The 15622-nt window shown below is 72.3% G+C and carries 11 protein-coding genes and 1 pseudogene; 5 read left to right on the top strand and 7 right to left on the bottom strand.

Annotated features, from left to right (window positions below):
* Positions 1-114: 114 nt before the first annotated feature.
* Complete coding sequence (locus ACZ7LK_RS26255; protein ID WP_471143741.1) at positions 115-1497, top strand: cytochrome P450; 1383 nt, start codon at positions 115-117, stop codon at positions 1495-1497.
* Between the two features lie 28 nt (positions 1498-1525).
* Here ACZ7LK_RS26255 and ACZ7LK_RS26250 read toward each other — a convergent pair whose 3' ends face one another.
* The 3 genes and pseudogenes from ACZ7LK_RS26250 to ACZ7LK_RS26240 all read right to left on the bottom strand — a co-directional run bounded on the left by ACZ7LK_RS26250 (position 1526) and on the right by ACZ7LK_RS26240 (position 4384).
* A complete protein-coding gene (locus ACZ7LK_RS26250; RefSeq protein WP_471143861.1) occupies positions 1526-2629 on the bottom strand; it encodes a selina-4(15),7(11)-diene synthase in 1104 nt (367 codons plus the stop codon).
* 303 nt (positions 2630-2932) lie between these two features.
* Positions 2933-3047, bottom strand: a pseudogene (locus tag ACZ7LK_RS26245) (GNAT family N-acetyltransferase); the annotation flags it as partial.
* A 77-nt stretch (positions 3048-3124) separates the two neighbouring features.
* Positions 3125-4384: a hypothetical protein gene (locus ACZ7LK_RS26240; protein ID WP_471143739.1), complete on the bottom strand. Its 1260-nt coding sequence runs from the start codon at positions 4382-4384 to the stop codon at positions 3125-3127.
* A gap of 105 nt (positions 4385-4489) precedes the next feature.
* On the opposite strand from ACZ7LK_RS26240, the gene ACZ7LK_RS26235 reads away from it, so the two are divergent.
* The gene (locus tag ACZ7LK_RS26235; RefSeq protein ID WP_392277285.1) at positions 4490-4987 is read left to right on the top strand and encodes a peptidylprolyl isomerase; all 498 of its coding nucleotides are present in this window, start codon (positions 4490-4492) and stop codon (positions 4985-4987) included.
* A gap of 200 nt (positions 4988-5187) precedes the next feature.
* Positions 5188-6540: an outer membrane protein assembly factor BamB family protein gene (locus tag ACZ7LK_RS26230; protein WP_471143737.1), complete on the top strand. Its 1353-nt coding sequence runs from the start codon at positions 5188-5190 to the stop codon at positions 6538-6540.
* A gap of 292 nt (positions 6541-6832) precedes the next feature.
* Here ACZ7LK_RS26230 and ACZ7LK_RS26225 read toward each other — a convergent pair whose 3' ends face one another.
* Together ACZ7LK_RS26225 and ACZ7LK_RS26220 are read right to left on the bottom strand one after the other, a co-directional pair.
* On the bottom strand, positions 6833-7657 hold the full coding sequence (locus ACZ7LK_RS26225) for a HEAT repeat domain-containing protein (RefSeq protein ID WP_392277283.1): 825 nt from the start codon (positions 7655-7657) through the stop codon (positions 6833-6835).
* Positions 7658-7963: 306 nt separating this feature from the next.
* Positions 7964-9121 carry an FAD-dependent monooxygenase gene (locus tag ACZ7LK_RS26220; RefSeq protein WP_471143735.1) on the bottom strand — a complete coding sequence of 386 codons (1158 nt, stop codon included), beginning with the start codon at positions 9119-9121 and terminating at the stop codon, positions 7964-7966.
* Between the two features lie 70 nt (positions 9122-9191).
* Here ACZ7LK_RS26220 and ACZ7LK_RS26215 point away from each other — a divergent pair, with 70 nt between their 5' ends.
* Both ACZ7LK_RS26215 and ACZ7LK_RS26210 read left to right on the top strand, forming a co-directional pair.
* On the top strand, positions 9192-9749 hold the full coding sequence (locus ACZ7LK_RS26215) for a TetR/AcrR family transcriptional regulator (protein ID WP_471143734.1): 558 nt from the start codon (positions 9192-9194) through the stop codon (positions 9747-9749).
* A gap of 363 nt (positions 9750-10112) precedes the next feature.
* A complete protein-coding gene (locus ACZ7LK_RS26210) occupies positions 10113-10868 on the top strand; it encodes an alpha/beta fold hydrolase (protein ID WP_392277280.1) in 756 nt (251 codons plus the stop codon).
* Positions 10869-11004: 136 nt separating this feature from the next.
* On the opposite strand, the gene ACZ7LK_RS26205 is transcribed toward ACZ7LK_RS26210, so the two are convergent.
* Together ACZ7LK_RS26205 and ACZ7LK_RS26200 are read right to left on the bottom strand one after the other, a co-directional pair.
* Positions 11005-11463 (bottom strand): hypothetical protein, encoded by a 459-nt coding sequence (locus tag ACZ7LK_RS26205; RefSeq protein ID WP_471143732.1) that lies wholly within the window; start codon positions 11461-11463, stop codon positions 11005-11007.
* Complete coding sequence (locus ACZ7LK_RS26200; protein ID WP_471143730.1) at positions 11453-15322, bottom strand: polymorphic toxin-type HINT domain-containing protein; 3870 nt, start codon at positions 15320-15322, stop codon at positions 11453-11455. Before ACZ7LK_RS26200 ends, ACZ7LK_RS26205 begins: the two co-directional genes overlap by 11 nt.
* Positions 15323-15622 lie beyond the last annotated feature (300 nt).

Below are 15622 nucleotides of genomic sequence, written 5' to 3'. Positions count from 1 at the left end.
TGATCTTGGTCGGGAGCGGTCGACGTCGTCGACGCGAGGACCGCCCCCACCGCCTGCCCGGGCGGTGAAAGCCGATCCCTGCCAAGCACACCCCGAAGATAGTGAGGTCCTCGAATGCCACCGATCGCTCAGGCGCGGCCACTCGCCTCCGTCCCGCGCGTGCCCGGAGCGGTGCCTCTTCTCGGCCACGCCCTCGCTCTGTGGCGCGACCCGCTGGGCTTCCTGTCGTCACTGCGGCAGTACGGTGATCTCCTGCGCGTCGACCTGGGCACCATGCCGATGTACGTGGTGACCACGCCGGACCTGGTCCACGAGGTGACCGTCCGGCAAGCCGGGAACTTCGAGAAAGGCCGCTTCTTCGACCGGCTGCGGCCCCTCGCCGGGAACGGGCTCGCCAACTCGGACGGCGAGCTGCACAGGAAGCACCGCCGGATGATCCAGCCCATGTTCTCCCGCGACCGCATCACCGGCTACTCCGAGATCATGAGCAGCAACGCCCAGGCCCTGGCCGACTCCTGGGCACCCGGGGACGTCATCGACCTGGAGCCGGCCATGGCCGGGTACGCGGTCGAGACTCTGGCCCGCACGCTGTTCTCCGCCGATGTCGGTCTGCCGGCCGTCGACGCCGTGCGCAAGAACCTGCCGGTGCTGCTGACCAACCTCCTCGTACGCGCCGCCTCGCCGAAGATGTTCGACCGGTTGCCCATACCCGCCAATCGTCGGTTCGACCGGGCGGCGGCGAGACTGCGCGCGGTGATCGACGAGGTGGTAGCGACCTCACGGGCGGCCGGTCCTACGCACCACGACGACCTCTTGTCGTTGCTCCTGACCGCTCAGGACGAGGAGAGCGGCGCCCGCATGTCGGACGTCCAGGTGCGCGACGAACTGGCCACCATCCTGTTCGCGGGTGCCGAGACGACCGCGGCCACCCTCGCGTGGACCTTCCACGAATTGGCCGGCCGCCCTGACGTGGAGGAGGACCTGGTAGCCGAGGTCCGCCGGGTGGCGGGTGACGGGCCGGTCACGGCTCTGCACGTGCCCGAGCTGAAGGGCATCCGCAGGGTGATCGACGAGGTCATCCGACTGCACGGTGTCACGCTCCTGATGCGGAGAACCACGCAGCCCGTCACCCTGGGCGGTGTGCGGATGCCGGCCGGCACCGAAGTGGCTTTCAGTCTGTACGCACTGCACCGTGACCCGAGCCTGTACGACAAGGCCGACTGCTTCGACCCGGACAGATGGCTGCCCGAGAGGCAGGCCGAGGGCCCGGGTCGCCGTGCCTACATTCCCTTCGGCGCCGGCAACCGCAAGTGCATTGGCGACCTGTTCGTCTGGACCGAGGCGACCATCGCCATCGCCACCGTCCTCCGCCAGTGGCGGCTCGTCCCCGTGCCGGGGCACCTGCCCCGGGAGGTCGCCTCGGCGGTCGCACATGCCGATCGCATCCCGATGACCGTGGTGGCTCGCTCGTCATACCGTCCCGTCGGTCCAACGTAGGCCGGGCGTGCCCGCGGGACCCGCGGGCTCAGACCGTGCCGACCAGACTTCCCTCCCCCGGCCGGGGAGCCACCCGCCGCCCCGCCTGGGCCGGGGCGGCGGGTACCACGTCCCACCACCACGAGACCGCGTCGATCCCGAGCGGCTCGGCGCTGCCGTCGGTAGGCGTCTCCGTGAAGACCAAGGGGAGCCTTGCCGGGTCCTCCGGCGTGGTGTACCGGATGGAGCTGACGCCCCAGTCCTGCGAGCCGCGGATGAAGTGGCACAGGCCCTGCATGTACTGCCGCATCTGGGGACTTCCCACAACGGACAGATGGTCGGCCAAGCGGGCGAACGCCACCAGCACCCGGTCCCGCTGGGCGATGGCCGTGGTCATCGCCTCCTGGGGGGTGAGGCCCCCCGCTTCCAGGACCCGGAGCACGTTCAGGAAGTAGCCGTGCCCTGCTCGTTCCTTGTGGTCGGACAGGATGTCGTTGTCCCACGTGATGACGAAGGACGCCATTTCTTCGGCCGCTCGCACAGCGCGGTAGTCCCGCTCGTACGGCTGGAGTTCGTACCCCTGGGCCATCTCCAGCAGGGGGAAGACCACCGTCGTCGCCCCGTCGTACAGCCGCATCAGGGTGTAATCGGAAAGGCTTGGCACCGTGCCCGCACTCCGGTGGGACGCCTCCCACACCACGGAGAAGAAGTATTCCCGCAGGTGCCCCACCCACCGTGCCGCCTGGCCGGCCGTGCCGTACCTGTCGACCCGGGTTCGTAGGTCGCGCAGACCACCGGCCATCGGGTCGTCGAGCAGTAGGGGCGCCTCCGGGTTCTGCGCCACACGCAGCAGGCGGTGCAGCGTTCCGGCGAGTTCCCCCGGGCGGCGGCCCAGGTCTCCCTCCTCGCAGCAGCCGTCGTCCACGCCGAACAGCCACAGGACGAAGTCGGCCATCAGGCCGACGACTTCCTCGCGGCCGTGCGGCATGACGCGGGCGGCGAAGCTTCCGATCTCGTGCTGTACGAGCCGCCGGCGCAGATCATCGGAGCCGATCCGGTGGGACTCGGCCCACCGGGCCGTGCGCTGGTCGAGCTCGGCGTGCCGCGGGTGGATCGCGGGCGCTATGGGGGAGAAGAGCGGCGGGACTATCACGGGTGGGGGTCTCCATCTGTAGCGGGTGGCGAGGCACCGCCGAATCGACGTGTCTCGCACACCCGTTCCTGATTCTCGACCGTGATCATCCGGCACGTACATGGCTTGATCCAGTATGACTAACTGACGCGTAGGTCTTATGTCGCCCAAACCGGTCCTGTGCATGCGGTCCACGGCGCCTGCCCGGGACGCGGTGGGGTCGGCGGCCGCGCTCCCGCCTCCGTGCCCGGGCGCCTCCTGACCCGGGTCGGCAGCGGCGCGGCATCGGGTGCCCGGAGTCAAGGGGCCACAGCCGCCTGTTGGCGCGTCCCAAGCCCGGAACCGCTCCGCTTCGGTGAAACGCCAGCTTGGCCGCGAGGCGGATCGAACGGACGTTGGCGGTCTGGGTGGCGAGCACCACCGGCTCACTCGGAAGGATGTCTTGCCGCCCGCCGCGGGCCGAGCTCCTTGTGGTTGCGGACATGATCGGCCTGATCCGGTGTGGTGCGGGCCCCCTTATCCATGCGGGGAATCGGTTTCTCCGGGCGGCGTGGGTCTTGTCCGCACACCCGTCGACCTTGGCTGGAGCCCGGCAGAGCCCTCCTCCGAGGTGCCGTCCCGCTGCCAGAAGCGGTAACGGGTCGTGCACCCGGCAACCGCCCCGGCCGGTCCGGGGCTGCGGGAAGCGAACTGCCCGCCCCGCCGTACCCATGGCGAGCGGAGCCGTCCGCGGTTCAGCCCGTCGCCCGCAGCGACAGCCGAGCGTAGGCGGGGATCAGGACACCGCGCGCCGGGCGCCGCGCGGTTATCACCAACTGCGGGAAGCGGCGCAGGACGGCGGTCACCGCACGGATCTCCGCCATGGCCAGCGGCATCCCCAGGCAGAAGTGCGGCGATCACCACGCGCTCCCCGGCGTCCACCCGTACGCCCCCTATCCGCCCGGCCCGGGCGGCGCTGCGCAGCATCACCGGGGTCGGCGCGGTGACCCGCAGCGCCTCCTCCACCAGGGCGCCGGTGATCGCGTCCGGCCCCCGGCCCGTGTCATGGGCCAGTGCGACCAGCCGGGGCAGGAAGGAGACCAGCGTCTCGGTGCCCGTCAGCAGGAACAGTCCGACGGCACCCCGCGCCTCGGTCTCGTCCAAGCCCAGCGCGCGCAGTCGCCCCGGAACCGTGGACTCGTCGCCGGCCCGGTAGGCCGCCACCGCCGCCTCGGTCAGCCGGGTCAGTGCCGCCCGGGCACGCCCCATCTGGCGCCCGGTCAGTGTGGTCCGCCACAGCCGTACGGACGAGACCACCGCGGCGGCCTCGGCGAAGTCGGTACCACCGGCCGGAAGCCCGACCAGCTCGCGGATCACCTCGGCCGCCCCGTCCCGGACCACCGGGACGAGATCCACCTCCTCGCCCGCCGCCAGCCGCCGCTCCAGTGCCCCGAGCGGAGCGCGCAGCACCCGCTCGCACACGGCATCCACATGAGCCTGCGTGAACAGCCCGCTGAGCCGCCTGCGCAGCGCCGCGTGCTCGTCGCCCTCCAGAGTGATCAGCACCCGCGAGCCGAGCACCGGGCTCCACAGCGCGGCCGCCGCGCCCGGCCCGGTCTTCGTGTACCCCTCCGGGTCCGTGAGCACAGCCCGGGCGAGACCGGCGTCGCTCACCACCACACCGACCTTCGGCACCCGCACCACCGGGCCGCGGGCGGCGACCGCGCGCACCAGCCGGTACGCCACGGGATGCGCCGCCGTCTGCACCCGCCGCTCCCAGCGCTCCCAGGCCTCCATCCGGGCACGATAACGCCCCCGGTGGCAGGTAGGGAGACCGGGCACCGCACCGTCCGGCCGCCCCCTGGTGGCTGCGCACCGCCACCGTCGTGGAGAATCGGGACCATGAGTGAAAACGTCTACTTCCAGGTTTCCGCCAACGGTGAGGACCTCGGCCGCATCGTCTTCCGTCTGTTCGACGACGTCGTGCCGAAGACCGCCCGCAACTTCCGCGAGCTGGCCACCGGCCAGAACGGCTTCGGCTACAAGGGCGCGCCCTTCCACCGTGTCATCCCCGAGTTCATGCTGCAGGGCGGTGACTTCACCAACGGCAACGGCACCGGCGGCAAGAGCATCTACGGCGAGAAGTTCGCCGACGAGAACTTCCAGCTCAAGCACGACCGGCCGTTCCTGCTGAGCATGGCCAACGCGGGCCCGAACAGCAACGGTTCGCAGTTCTTCATCACGACCGTGGTGACCCCGTGGCTCGACGGCAAGCACGTCGTCTTCGGCGAGGTCGTCGAGGGCGCGGATGTCGTCAAGGCGATCGAGGCCCTCGGCAGCCGCTCCGGCACCACCGCCAAGAAGCTCGTCATCGAGGAGTGTGGCGTCGTCGCCGCCTGATCCTCACCCGGCGCGACGCCCAGGGGCCTGTCCCGGTGCGGAACAGGCCCCTGGCCGGCAGGGCCGGTCTCGCGCCGTACGCGTCCGGCCGGCGGGAGCACCTTCCGCCGGGGCGGACCGGCTCCCTATGCTGATCGCCGCCGAGGCACGCGGGAAGCCCTGTGGACCGTCGACGGCGGGCGCGCTCGGGGGAAGCAGACATGACGGCGCAGGTGAACGACGGGCTGTCCGGGAGACGGACCAGGCGCACCCTTCTCGCGACGGTGGCGGTTCTGGTGGTCCTCTGCGCACCGATCGCCGGATGCTCCTCCGGGGCCGAGGACTTGGGCGTCGTCTGGGACACCCCCGCGGACCGCAAGGCGGAACAGCAGGGCAACGGCGCCTGGCTGTCCGGCGCCACCGTGGTCCGCAGCCGCTTCGACGCGGTGCGCGGGTACGACGCCGGTAGCGGCGAGCGGAGATGGGAGTACGTGCCGCCCGGCCGCTCGGCGGTCTGCCACGCCCGCGCGGACACCGACGCCTCGGTCCTGGTCCTCACCCGCGACGGGGACGGTGCTCCCCACGCGGCCAAGGGGGAGCTCTGCGCCACCGCCGTCGCGATCGACATGAAGAACGGCCGCGAGATCTGGAAGGCCCCTCTCACCGCCGGCGAGTCCGGGCTCCATCCCCTCCAGCCCTCTCCGGTGTCCGTCGGCGGCGGCGTCGCCGTGCTGCTCACACAGGACGAGCTGCACGCCGTGGACGTGCACAGCGGGAAGCCGCGCTGGAAGGCGGCCGTGCCCAAGGGCTGCGTCCCGGGCCGGACCGCGGTGGCCGAACGCCAGGTCGTCGCGCTCCTCGCCTGCGGCGGAGCGGACGACCCCCGGGGCGACAGGATCCCGAGGGACGCCGAACTGCACGCCGCCGCCTTCGCCCCGGCCACCGGCGCACTCCTGTGGTCCGCTCCCCTCGGGGGCCGGAGCGCCGTCCCCTGGGACGCCCGGGCGGACTTCGTCTCGGCCGACCCGCTGATCGTGGCGGCTTCGGCATCGGGCGACTCCGACTTCGGCGCCTACTTCTCCTTCGACAGGAACGGCCGCCCGAACCCGCCCATCGACTTCAGCGGTCCCTACGGCGAGATCCGGCGTGAACAGCGGCTCACGGCGGTGACCGACGGCAGCAGGCTCTACGCCCTGACCCGCCATCAGGTGCGGATCAGCCGGTACGTCTACGGCCTGACCGCCTTCGACCTGGCCACCGGAGACCTGGTCTGGGGTGGCGACCCGGACGACGACCGCCTCGACGGAGACACCGGCTACCACATCCAGTCCCAGGACGGGGACATCACCGTCCTCACCTCTCGCCACGAGACGTCCTTCCTCGGCGACCGCGATTCCACCTACAGCCTCCGGGTCCTCGACGGTGCCACGGGCGAGCAGCGCGAGGTCCTTCGATTCCCCGAGGGCGACGATCCGGTGGACACCCTCTTCGCGTACGAGGACCGGTTCATCGGCGCCCGCTACGAGTCGTACGGGGCACGGAACAAGCCCTTCACCGCCTACGAACGCCGCTGACCGTCCACCCTCGCCCCCGTGGCGCGCGGGCCCGCGTCCACGGCACCGGAGAACGTGGGGCGGCGCCTGGGCGCGCGTGGTCAGCCGTGCCCCGGCGATGGCCTCGCTCGGTGGCAGGCCCGGCCGCCCCCGTATGTCCGGTCGTCTCCGCCAGGAGCGCCGGTGCCCGCCCCCGAAGACGTCGGGGGCGGGCACATGGCTCACAGCGGCGGGTACCGGCTCACGGGGGCGGCCGCCGAGGGGCCGCCGGAGCATGCGGGAGCTCACCCCGAATGCCGTACCACCTCGCCGGTCAGCGTTCCGTATTCTCCCGAGGCTCCGCGGCGTCGGCGTCCACCGCGGCCCCGTCCGGCCCGGCCGGCGGAGCGGGCTCGTCGGTCTCCCGGGCACCGGTCATCGCTACGGTGCCGGCCGCGGGCGGCGCCGCCACGGCGGCAGTCGCTCGATCCGGTCCCCGCGCGACGACGCGCCTCGCTTCGGCGACAGCCGCGTCGAAATCGGTCGCCGGGTTCAGCCGGAGCAGCTCGGTGGCCCTGGCGTGCGTCGCCACTGCCGGGTCCGGGTGCGTCGCAGCCTTGGTCAGAGCGGGCACCGTCAGGTCTCCCAGGGATACGAGGGCCCGGGTGAGGCTCAGCCGCACATGGCGATCCCCGCGGCCGAGCTGCATGACCAGTTCGTCGACCAAGCTTTCCCTCTCGTCCTCGGGTACGAGGGCGACCGCGACCCGCCACGCGGTCCGCGCGAACTCGTCGTCGCTGTCCCGCAGCATGGACCACGTGATCCAGGCCCAGGCGCTTTTGTCACCGATCTTCGAGAGCGTGTGCAGCGCCTGGCTGCGCGCCTGAGGCCGGTCCGAGGCGAGCTCCTGGCGGAGCCGGGGCAGGGTGATCTCCGGCGAAAGGCGGGCCAGGGCCCAGGACAGCGTGTCCCGCACGAAGAAGTCCGGCTCGACCGCGCACCGCTCGACGAGCGGCTCCAGGAAGCCAGGGTCGGGGGTCGAGCCCGCCGCCATGGCCGCCCGTAGCCGGATCGACGCGTTCTCGGCGCTCAGTGCGGCGGTCACCTGGGCGTTCCGCGGGGTTCCGTTGGTCGGGTTGATGGGAAGCACCTCCTTCACTCAAGGGACACCTTGTCACGACGACAAGGGCACGACGGGCCGGTATTTCGGCAAGGGCCCCTGTCGCCACGACCGTTGCGGCCAGGGCCTGTTGGCGCCACGACCCATTGATGCCGAGGCCCGGTGTCGCCCGTCGCGGACCGGGCGTGCCGGGAACGGGGAGGTGGGTGCACGCAGGCCGCCGGGGCGGAACGCGGACGACCTGGGACTTCGCCCGGAACACGGCAGCGGTACGGGCCTGTGCCGGACGCCGCAAGCAGGTGAAGGCACGTGTCCGGTGGCGGGGCGACGGGCGTGTGGGGGAGATCACCGCAGCGACGGGGGTGTCCAGGCGTGGTGACGCAGGATCATGCGTGTGGCGATCCGGGACGGTGTCAGCCGCATCGCCGTGTTCCGCAGGCCGACGGCGAGGGGGTGCGAGAGCTGCCGGCCCATTCTCCCGGCCTGCCGGGCGGCCCGTGCGACAGCCTGGCTGCGCGGCCGGCGCTCGGCGTCGTAGTGGACGAGCGCGGCCTCGACGGTGGACTCGGAGCGGAGGGCGGCGGCGAGGGTGACCGCGTCCTCCAGTGCCTGGCAGGCGCCCTGCCCGAGGTTGGGGGTCATGGCATGGGCCGCGTCGCCCAGCAGCGCGATCCGGCCGGCCGTGAACGAGGGGAGAGGCATGCGGAGTTCGTGAACGTCGTGGTGCAGCACGGCCTCCGGCAGGGTCGCGTCGAGCAGGGCGGGGATCGGGTCGTGCCAGGTGCGGAACCGCCGGCGCAGTTCGGCCAGCGGGTCGGCGAACCACGTTCCGGCGGGGAGATCGAGGACGGCGTGCCACTCGGCCCTCCCGTCCAGGAAGGTGATGTGTCCGAACTCCGCGCCCCGGCCCCAGGTCAGCTCGAAGTCGGTGTGGAGATCGACCGCGTGCTCGGTGATGGCGCGCAGCACCGTCGAGCCGCTGTGCACCGGGCCGGGATGGTCCGGGAAGAGGTGGCCGCGGACGGTGCTGCGGATGCCGTCGGCCGCCACCACCAGATCGGCCTCCAGGACCGTCTCGCCACAGCCGACGCGTACCGTCGCCTGGCCGGTCTGCCGCACCGAGGCCGCCTCGAAGCCGACGACCAGTGATGCGGCGGGCAAGGAGTCGCGGAGCAGGCGGTGCAAGGTGGAGCGGGGGATGCCCACGATCGGCGTGCCCACCGCTTCCTCCAGCGCCGCGCCGTCCATCCGCGTCAGCCAGCGGCCCCGGGGCGTCCGGGTTCCGCCGGTGTACTGGCCTCGGGACGCGTCCCGAAGTGCCTGGCCGACACCGAGTTCGTCCAGGGCCCGCATGCCGTTGGCCGCCAGGGAAATGCCTGCCCCGGCGTCCTGGAGCACGGCCGCACGCTCGACCACCGTCACCTCCCATCCGATCCGGTCCAGACCGATCGCGGCGGCCAGCCCGCCGATCCCGCCTCCGACCACCACTGCCCTGCTCCCCATGCCGGAGCTCCCTTCTTCTACATCTGTAGAAGAAGGGTAACTCGGCTCTCTACAGGTGTAGAAAGGAGCTATGACTACCGATCGGCGCACCCTTCTGGCGGACGCGGCTCTCGACGTACTCGCCGACGAGGGAATGCGCGGCCTGACGCACCGCGCGGTCGACCGGAGAGCCGCCATGCCGCCGGGCACCACCTCGGCCTACTTCCGCACCCGCGCCGCCCTGCTCACCGGACTCGTCACCCGCCTCGTGCACCTCGACCAGGCGGAACTGCACGCGACGGCCGAAGAGCTCCCACCCCTCCGTAACCGCGAGGACCTGGTCGACGGCATGGCGCTGCTCACCCGGCGGCGACTCACCGGTGAGGGACGCCGTCGCTCGCTCGCCCGCCATGCCTGCGCCGTCGAGAGCGTGCGCGACCCGGAGCTGCGCGACATCCTCGTCCCCCGTGAGAACACCGGCCGCGAGGCCGTCCGCCGGTTCCTCACCGCCCACGGCGTCACGGACGTCGATAACCGGACCGACACGCTGCTGACGTGCCTCGACGGACTGGTCTTCGACCGACTGGTGAACGGTGGGGAAGTACGGCGCGAGGCACTCGAGGGCCTGGCCGCCGCCGCTCTGCGTTAGGGCGACGGCGATGCCCGCCATGCCGCCGGTCCGGACCGGCGGCCGGCGTCACGCCACCGTGGGGGTGGCCCTCGTGGCTCGCGCGGTGGACACCCTCGCCCTCGGCCGCGGGTGGTGGGCCACCTCCGCGATCCGTCTGCCCGCCCACGCGCGACTCCTCACCGGCGACACCGCCGGCGGTCCGCGGACCCCGCGGACGGCGGGGGAGGGGAGGGCCCTGGCGGCAGGTGCGGCCCGCCTTCCGGCCCGCGTTGCTCGCGCTGCCGGCCGGCACCGCCCGGCATGCGAGGTGGCTCACGAGGTGCCGCTGAAGAGGCTGTTCCCGGCTCCGTGTCCTCACTGTGCGCCGCTATGCTCGCTTCCGTGGGCGAGATCGTGGTGGTGCGCGATGGCTCTGGGCCGGAGGTTCTGCTGGTGCATGGCGGTGCCGGTCCGCGGACGACGTGGGGCGCTCTCGCTCCACTGTCGGACCGGTGGACGCTGGCGTACGTCCATCGCCGGGGTTATCCGCCGAGTCCACCACCGCTGGAGCGCCAGGACTTCGAGGTGGACGCCCGGGACCTGGCGCCGCTGCTCGCCGGCCGCCCCCACGTGGTCGCCCACTCCTACGGCGTTCTCGGGACGCTGCTCGCGGCCGCTGCCGCGCCGGGCGGCATGCGCTCACTCACCTTGATCGAACCGCCGCTCAACCACCTTGTCCCGGACGATCCCGATGTGGCGCGGCTCGAGCGCATCGGCGATGCGGTCCTCACCCACGGAATGGGTACGGACCCGACCGAGCTGCGCGAGTTCCTCCGTCTCGCGGGCGCGCCCATCGGCGACGGCCCGCTCCCTGAAGGCGTGGTCGCCGGCGTCCGGCGGGCGCACGGGAGCCGGCCGACCAGCGAGGCGCGCCCACGGCTCGAGGTGATCCGGGACACCGGCGTTCCGGTGCTCGTCGCGTCCGGGGACCACTCGGCCGCGCTCGAGCGGATCTGCGACGCCCTCGCGGATGCGCTCGGTGGCAAGCGCAGTGTGCATCCGGGCGCCGGTCACTTCGTCGCCGCGGCGCCGGGGTTCGCCGAATACCTTGACGCCTTTCTGCGGAGCGTCGCGCATCGAGGGTCCGGCGGCCACTGAGGACGGCGGCGAAGGCGCTGCCACAGAACGAGCGGGGCGGTACAGAAAGCTGTACCGCCCCGCTCGCGTTCAGAGGGCGCGTCCACGCGGGTGGCGTGCCCTGAGCCCGTCCTTCATATGCCGCCCGGCCGGACTCCTAGACCAGGCCCGGCGGGTACCCGTAGTGCTGTCCGCCTCGTGTGAAGGCGCGCCAGGACTCCTCCGCGCCGGAGCGGTCCGGGAGGACCTCGACCCTGAACCCGCGGCTCGCCTCCAGGGTCAGTGCCCCTGCCGGGCCCTGAAGGACCGTCTCGACCTGCGGGCAGGCCCCGCCGAGAACGCGGCTGAGGAGCGCCGCGCGGTCGTCGTACACGGTGGCGAAGGTGTCGAAGGCGTCCGGTTCGGCGTGGCCGCGCGCATACGTCATGTCGCGTGAGCCCAGCAGTACCTGGCCGTCGTGGAGCACCCGGAAGGCGCACTGGATGTGCAGCGCGAGGTCCTCCCCCTGTCCGCCCGTGAGTTCCAGCACTCCCATGTCCGCGGCGCGGCCGACCGAGCGGATCACTGCTCCGGTCAGCAGCCGCCGGACGCCGGTCGACTCCATGTCAGCATCCACCGAACAACCCCTTGGCCTCATCGATGATGCGATGGTAGTCGTACCCCTGACCGGTGATCCGGTCGTGCAGGGCACGGCGCTCGGCAGGGGTCACCTGGCGGCCGAGGTCGCGCTCGATGGACCGCAAGGCGTCCTTGAACTGCTTGTTCTCCGCCTGGTTACCGCGAGGTGAGTGGTGGCCGTCGTCGTTCTGGTTCCCCGACTGCCAGTCCCGCTTGAGCTCCTCCAGCCCCTTTTCCCAGTCGAAGCCGCCGTCGTTGTGCACGAGGACGGTGGTGGCGCCGGCCTTCACGTAGAAGGTGTGGGTGTGGGCGACGGTGAGGTTGTAGACCGTACGTGTTTCCGCCCACGCACGTGTGGCGACGACGGTACGGAGCTGCCCGTCGGCACTGCGGAGCCGGTCGCCCGGGCGTACCTGCCCGGCCTCGACCCAGGCACGTCGGTCGACATGCCACAGCGGGTGGTTGTCGGTCGCCGTGAACGAGCCCGTGGCGCCGCCGCTCGGACCATCGGTGTCCAGGGTGAGACGGACGAGGCTTTTCGGCCCGGTACCGGTGATCACTCTCTGTACCGTCTGCGGCAGCGTCAGGCCGGAGCGCGGGTCGGTCGCGAGGACCTGGTCCCCGAGTCGTACGTGCTGGATCTGCTTCTGCGTGCCGTCCGCCATGAGAACGGGTGTCCGGGGCGTGAAGCTGTTGGCCCGGGGCACCGGGCAGACCTTGGGCTTCTTGCCGAACATGCCCTTGAACATGCCGTAGGCCTTGTCACCCCACTTGCCGAACTTCACGGCGGAGGCCCCGTAGCCCGCCACCGGAACGGCCGAGGCGCAGGACAGGGCTGCGTCGACAGCGTCGCCCTCCGCCCCGTACCAGGCGCAGTTGGCGCCGTCGGCGAACTCACCGAGGCCGGGGACGAGGCCGGCGACGTCGAGCAGCAGGTGTCCGCTGTCGGACCAGGTCCACTCGTCGGCCCGGGCCTCCTCCTCGGCGGTCTTGCGCAGCGCCTCCTCGCGGGCCTTGCGGGCCTGCTCGTCCCGGCGCCGGGCCTCTTCCTCGGCGCGCCTCTTGGTCTCGGCGATCGCCTTGGCCTCGGTGGCGGCCTTGTCGGCTTCCGCCGCGTCCTTCCCGGCAGCCTCGGCGGACGCACGCGCCTGCCGCGCGGACTCGGAGGCGTCCTCGGCGGAATGGCGGGCCCACGCGGCGGAGGTGCGCGCCTTCCCCGCCGAGAGCTGTGCTTCGGCGACGGCCTTCGCGGCGTCCGCCTGCGCCTTGCGGGCCGCCTTGGCCGACTTCTGGGCCTCTGCGGCCGACGAGGACGCCTGATTGGCGGACTCGCCGGCTTCGGCGGCGTACTTCTTCGCCTCCTGCGCCGATGCGCCGGCCTTGTCGGCCCACGTCTTGGCCTCGCCCGACTTGCTCCGGGCGAGCGCGGCCACCCGCTGCGCCTCGGCGGCGTTCTGCTGGGCGGTGGCGGCGGCGGCGGCCGCCTCGGCGATCATGTGCTGGATGTCGGCGATGTGCGTCGCGGCCAGCGCATCCTGGCGTCGGGCCCGGTGCTGGCCCACCGTGATGAACTGGTGCAGTGCCTGGGGAGTGCCCTCGACGGCGACGCTCGCCGCGGCCTTGAGCTCGGGGCCGCCGGTGCTGGCGAGCCGCGAGGCGCCGAGTTGCTCGTCCTTGACGCGCGCGGTGTATTGACCGGACGTGAGGAACGTCCGCAACGTGGTCGTGTTGCCGTCCAGGGCGGCGGTGGCCGCCTCTTTGGTGGCCACGTCGCCGGTACTCACGAGCTGCGAGATCCGCAGCCGGTAGTCGTTGGCCGCGGCCTCGTGCTGTCCGGTGGTGAGGAAGGCGTGTATGCGTGTGGCGTCCGTGCCCAAGGCCTGCTCGGCGGCCTTGCGCACAGCCGGCGACTCCGCTTCCTCGGCCAGGCGCTCGACACGGGCCCGCTCGTCCCGTTGCGCGGCCTCCTTCCAGCCCGTACGCATGTAGGCGACGACGTCCTCGTCGGAACCCGCCAGGACGTCGCCGGCCGCGGTGCTGCTCCACGGGCCGCGCGTCTTCATGGTCACCAGGGCGACCCAGCGGCCCTTCGCGACGATCCGTGACCGGTCCGCGTCCGGCCGGGCGGCGTACTCGGAGACCTGGTCGACCAGGGTGTCCAGGCCGTCCAGGGCCTTGGCGTTCTTGTTGGCCTGGGCCGCGTTCCGTTCGTAGGCCGCCCGGCTCTCCCGTGCGGCTTCCAGAGCCGCGGCGGTTCGGGCGGTGAGTTCTTCGGCCTCGCTCTTGCGGGTCAGCTCGAAGGTCTCACGCGCCTGCTTGACCGCGACTGTCGAGATGTCGGCGGCCTTCTTCGCCTCGTCGGCGTGAGCGGTGGACTCCTTGGCGGCGTCGGCGGACTTGCCGGCCTGCCTGGCCGCCTCCTCCGCCGCCCCGGCCGCGTTGTCGGCGTGGTCGGCGGCGCTGTTGGCGGCGTCCCTGGCCTGGTGGGCCGCTGCGGCGGACTCCTCGGCGAGGCTCTGGGACACACCCGCGGCGCGGGCGGCCTCGCGGCCCTGGCGGCGGGCGGTGGCGGCGGCCGCGTCGGCCTCGGCGGAGCTCCCCCCGGCCGCACGGGCGAGAGCGCCGGCACGGTCGGCCTCGCGGGCGGCCTCGTCGGCGTTGCGGCCCGCGCTCGTGGCCGACGCGGCGGCGGAACCGGCGGCGAGCGCGGCGACTCCGGCGGCCTGGGCCGCGAGCGCGGCCTGACGTGCCTGCTTCGCGATGGACCGTGCGTCCTCCGCGGCCTTGCGGGCGGCGGAGGCCTGGCCGGCGTCGGTGGCGGCCGCTGACGCCGCCCCTCGGGCGCGGGCGGCCGCGTCCGCGGCGCCGGCCGCGGCGAAGGCGGCCTGCGATGCCGCGGCGGAGGCGACCCGTGCGGCGGCGTTGGCGGCGCGGGCTGCGGCGATGGCCTGCTGTGCTGCCGCGGCAGCACCCTTGGCGGCGCGGGCGGCCCTTCCGGCGGCGGCGGAGGCGAGCTTCGCGTCCCTGCCGGCCGCCGCGGTTTCCCTGGCGGCCTGGAGCGCCGACTCCTTCGCCAGGGCAGACGCCTGGACGGCTCGGGCCGAAGCCTCCTTGGCGGCATCGGTCTGCTGCTTCGCCTGCGCTCCGGCCGCCTTCGCCCGTTCCACGAGCTCCGCGACGGTGGCCCGCTCCTTGTCCCTCGCGCGGGCGATGTACTGCCCGACCTGGAGGAACTCCCGTACGTCCTCGATGGTGCCGTCGACGGCGGCCATCGCCGCCGCCTTGGTCGCCGGCCCACCGGTGCTGACTATGCGGGAGAGAGCGAGGCGGTCGTCCGCCTCGGCAGCGGTGAACTGCCCCTTCTCCAGAAACTCACGGACCTTGTCGGGCCCCCCGTCCAGCGCGGCGACACCGGCGGACTTGACGTTCGGGCCGCCCTCGCTGATCAGCTGTGAGATCCGTAGCTGTCTGTCCTGCTGCAGCGGCTCCCGCCAGCCGTCACGCAGGAACGCGCGTGCCTGGTCGGCGTCACCGCTGTCCAAGGCCTTGACGGCCGTTTCCCGCACCTTGGGTCCGCTCACGGAGTACAGCTGCGAGAACAGCATCTGCACGTCGTGGCGTTCCGCGACGGCCTGCTCCTTGTCGAGGAACAGCCGGATGTCGGCCTCGGATCCCTGCAGGGCCACCTCTGCGGCCGCCCGAACGGAGGGGCCGCCGGCATTCCAGGCGTCCAGGATGCGTTGACGGTCGGTCACGGGAGCCGTCGCGGTGGCAGCCGGTGCGTCGTCCGCGTGCGCCGGCGCCAGGGCTCCCAAGGTCAGCGAGAGCGTCAGGGCGCCGAGGCACACCGTACGCATGCCCCGCGCCCGCCTTCTCCCAGCTCTATTCACGTTTCAGTTTTCCATTCAATAAACCTCGCCTGGTCAGGGCGAGGTCGCCGAATATCGGCCGACGCAGCATATATCTCAGGACGCCGACGTCCCTCACGAAATACGGAATAGGAAATTCCGGGGGTGACGGGTTGTCACGCTCCCGCGTTCCATTGGTCGGTCATCTGTTATGACGTCGTTATGCGGGCCGAAGGTGTGACGGACCGGTGAATGGAGGTGATACTTTTTGGAAAGGCCCACGCGATCGGGCCTTCTTTGCGGCTGCCG

The organism is Streptomyces sp. NPDC039423 (assembly GCF_055598725.1).
The sequence above is the reverse complement of the archived record's forward strand: the minus strand, read 5'-3'. Positions and strand labels throughout refer to the sequence as shown.

Bases quoted from the DNA above. Each gene is read 5' to 3' on its own strand.
- ACZ7LK_RS26240 (WP_471143739.1), bottom strand. From the start codon at position 4,384: ATGGAGGCCTGGGAGCGCTGGGAGCGGCGGGTGCAGACGGCGGCGCAT.
- ACZ7LK_RS26230 (WP_471143737.1), top strand. From the start codon at position 5,188: ATGACGGCGCAGGTGAACGACGGGCTGTCCGGGAGACGGACCAGGCGC.
- ACZ7LK_RS26255 (WP_471143741.1), top strand. From the start codon at position 115: ATGCCACCGATCGCTCAGGCGCGGCCACTCGCCTCCGTCCCGCGCGTG.
- ACZ7LK_RS26235 (WP_392277285.1), top strand. From the start codon at position 4,490: ATGAGTGAAAACGTCTACTTCCAGGTTTCCGCCAACGGTGAGGACCTC.
- ACZ7LK_RS26215 (WP_471143734.1), top strand. From the start codon at position 9,192: ATGACTACCGATCGGCGCACCCTTCTGGCGGACGCGGCTCTCGACGTA.
- ACZ7LK_RS26200 (WP_471143730.1), bottom strand. From the start codon at position 15,322: ATGCGTACGGTGTGCCTCGGCGCCCTGACGCTCTCGCTGACCTTGGGA.
- ACZ7LK_RS26220 (WP_471143735.1), bottom strand. From the start codon at position 9,121: ATGGGGAGCAGGGCAGTGGTGGTCGGAGGCGGGATCGGCGGGCTGGCC.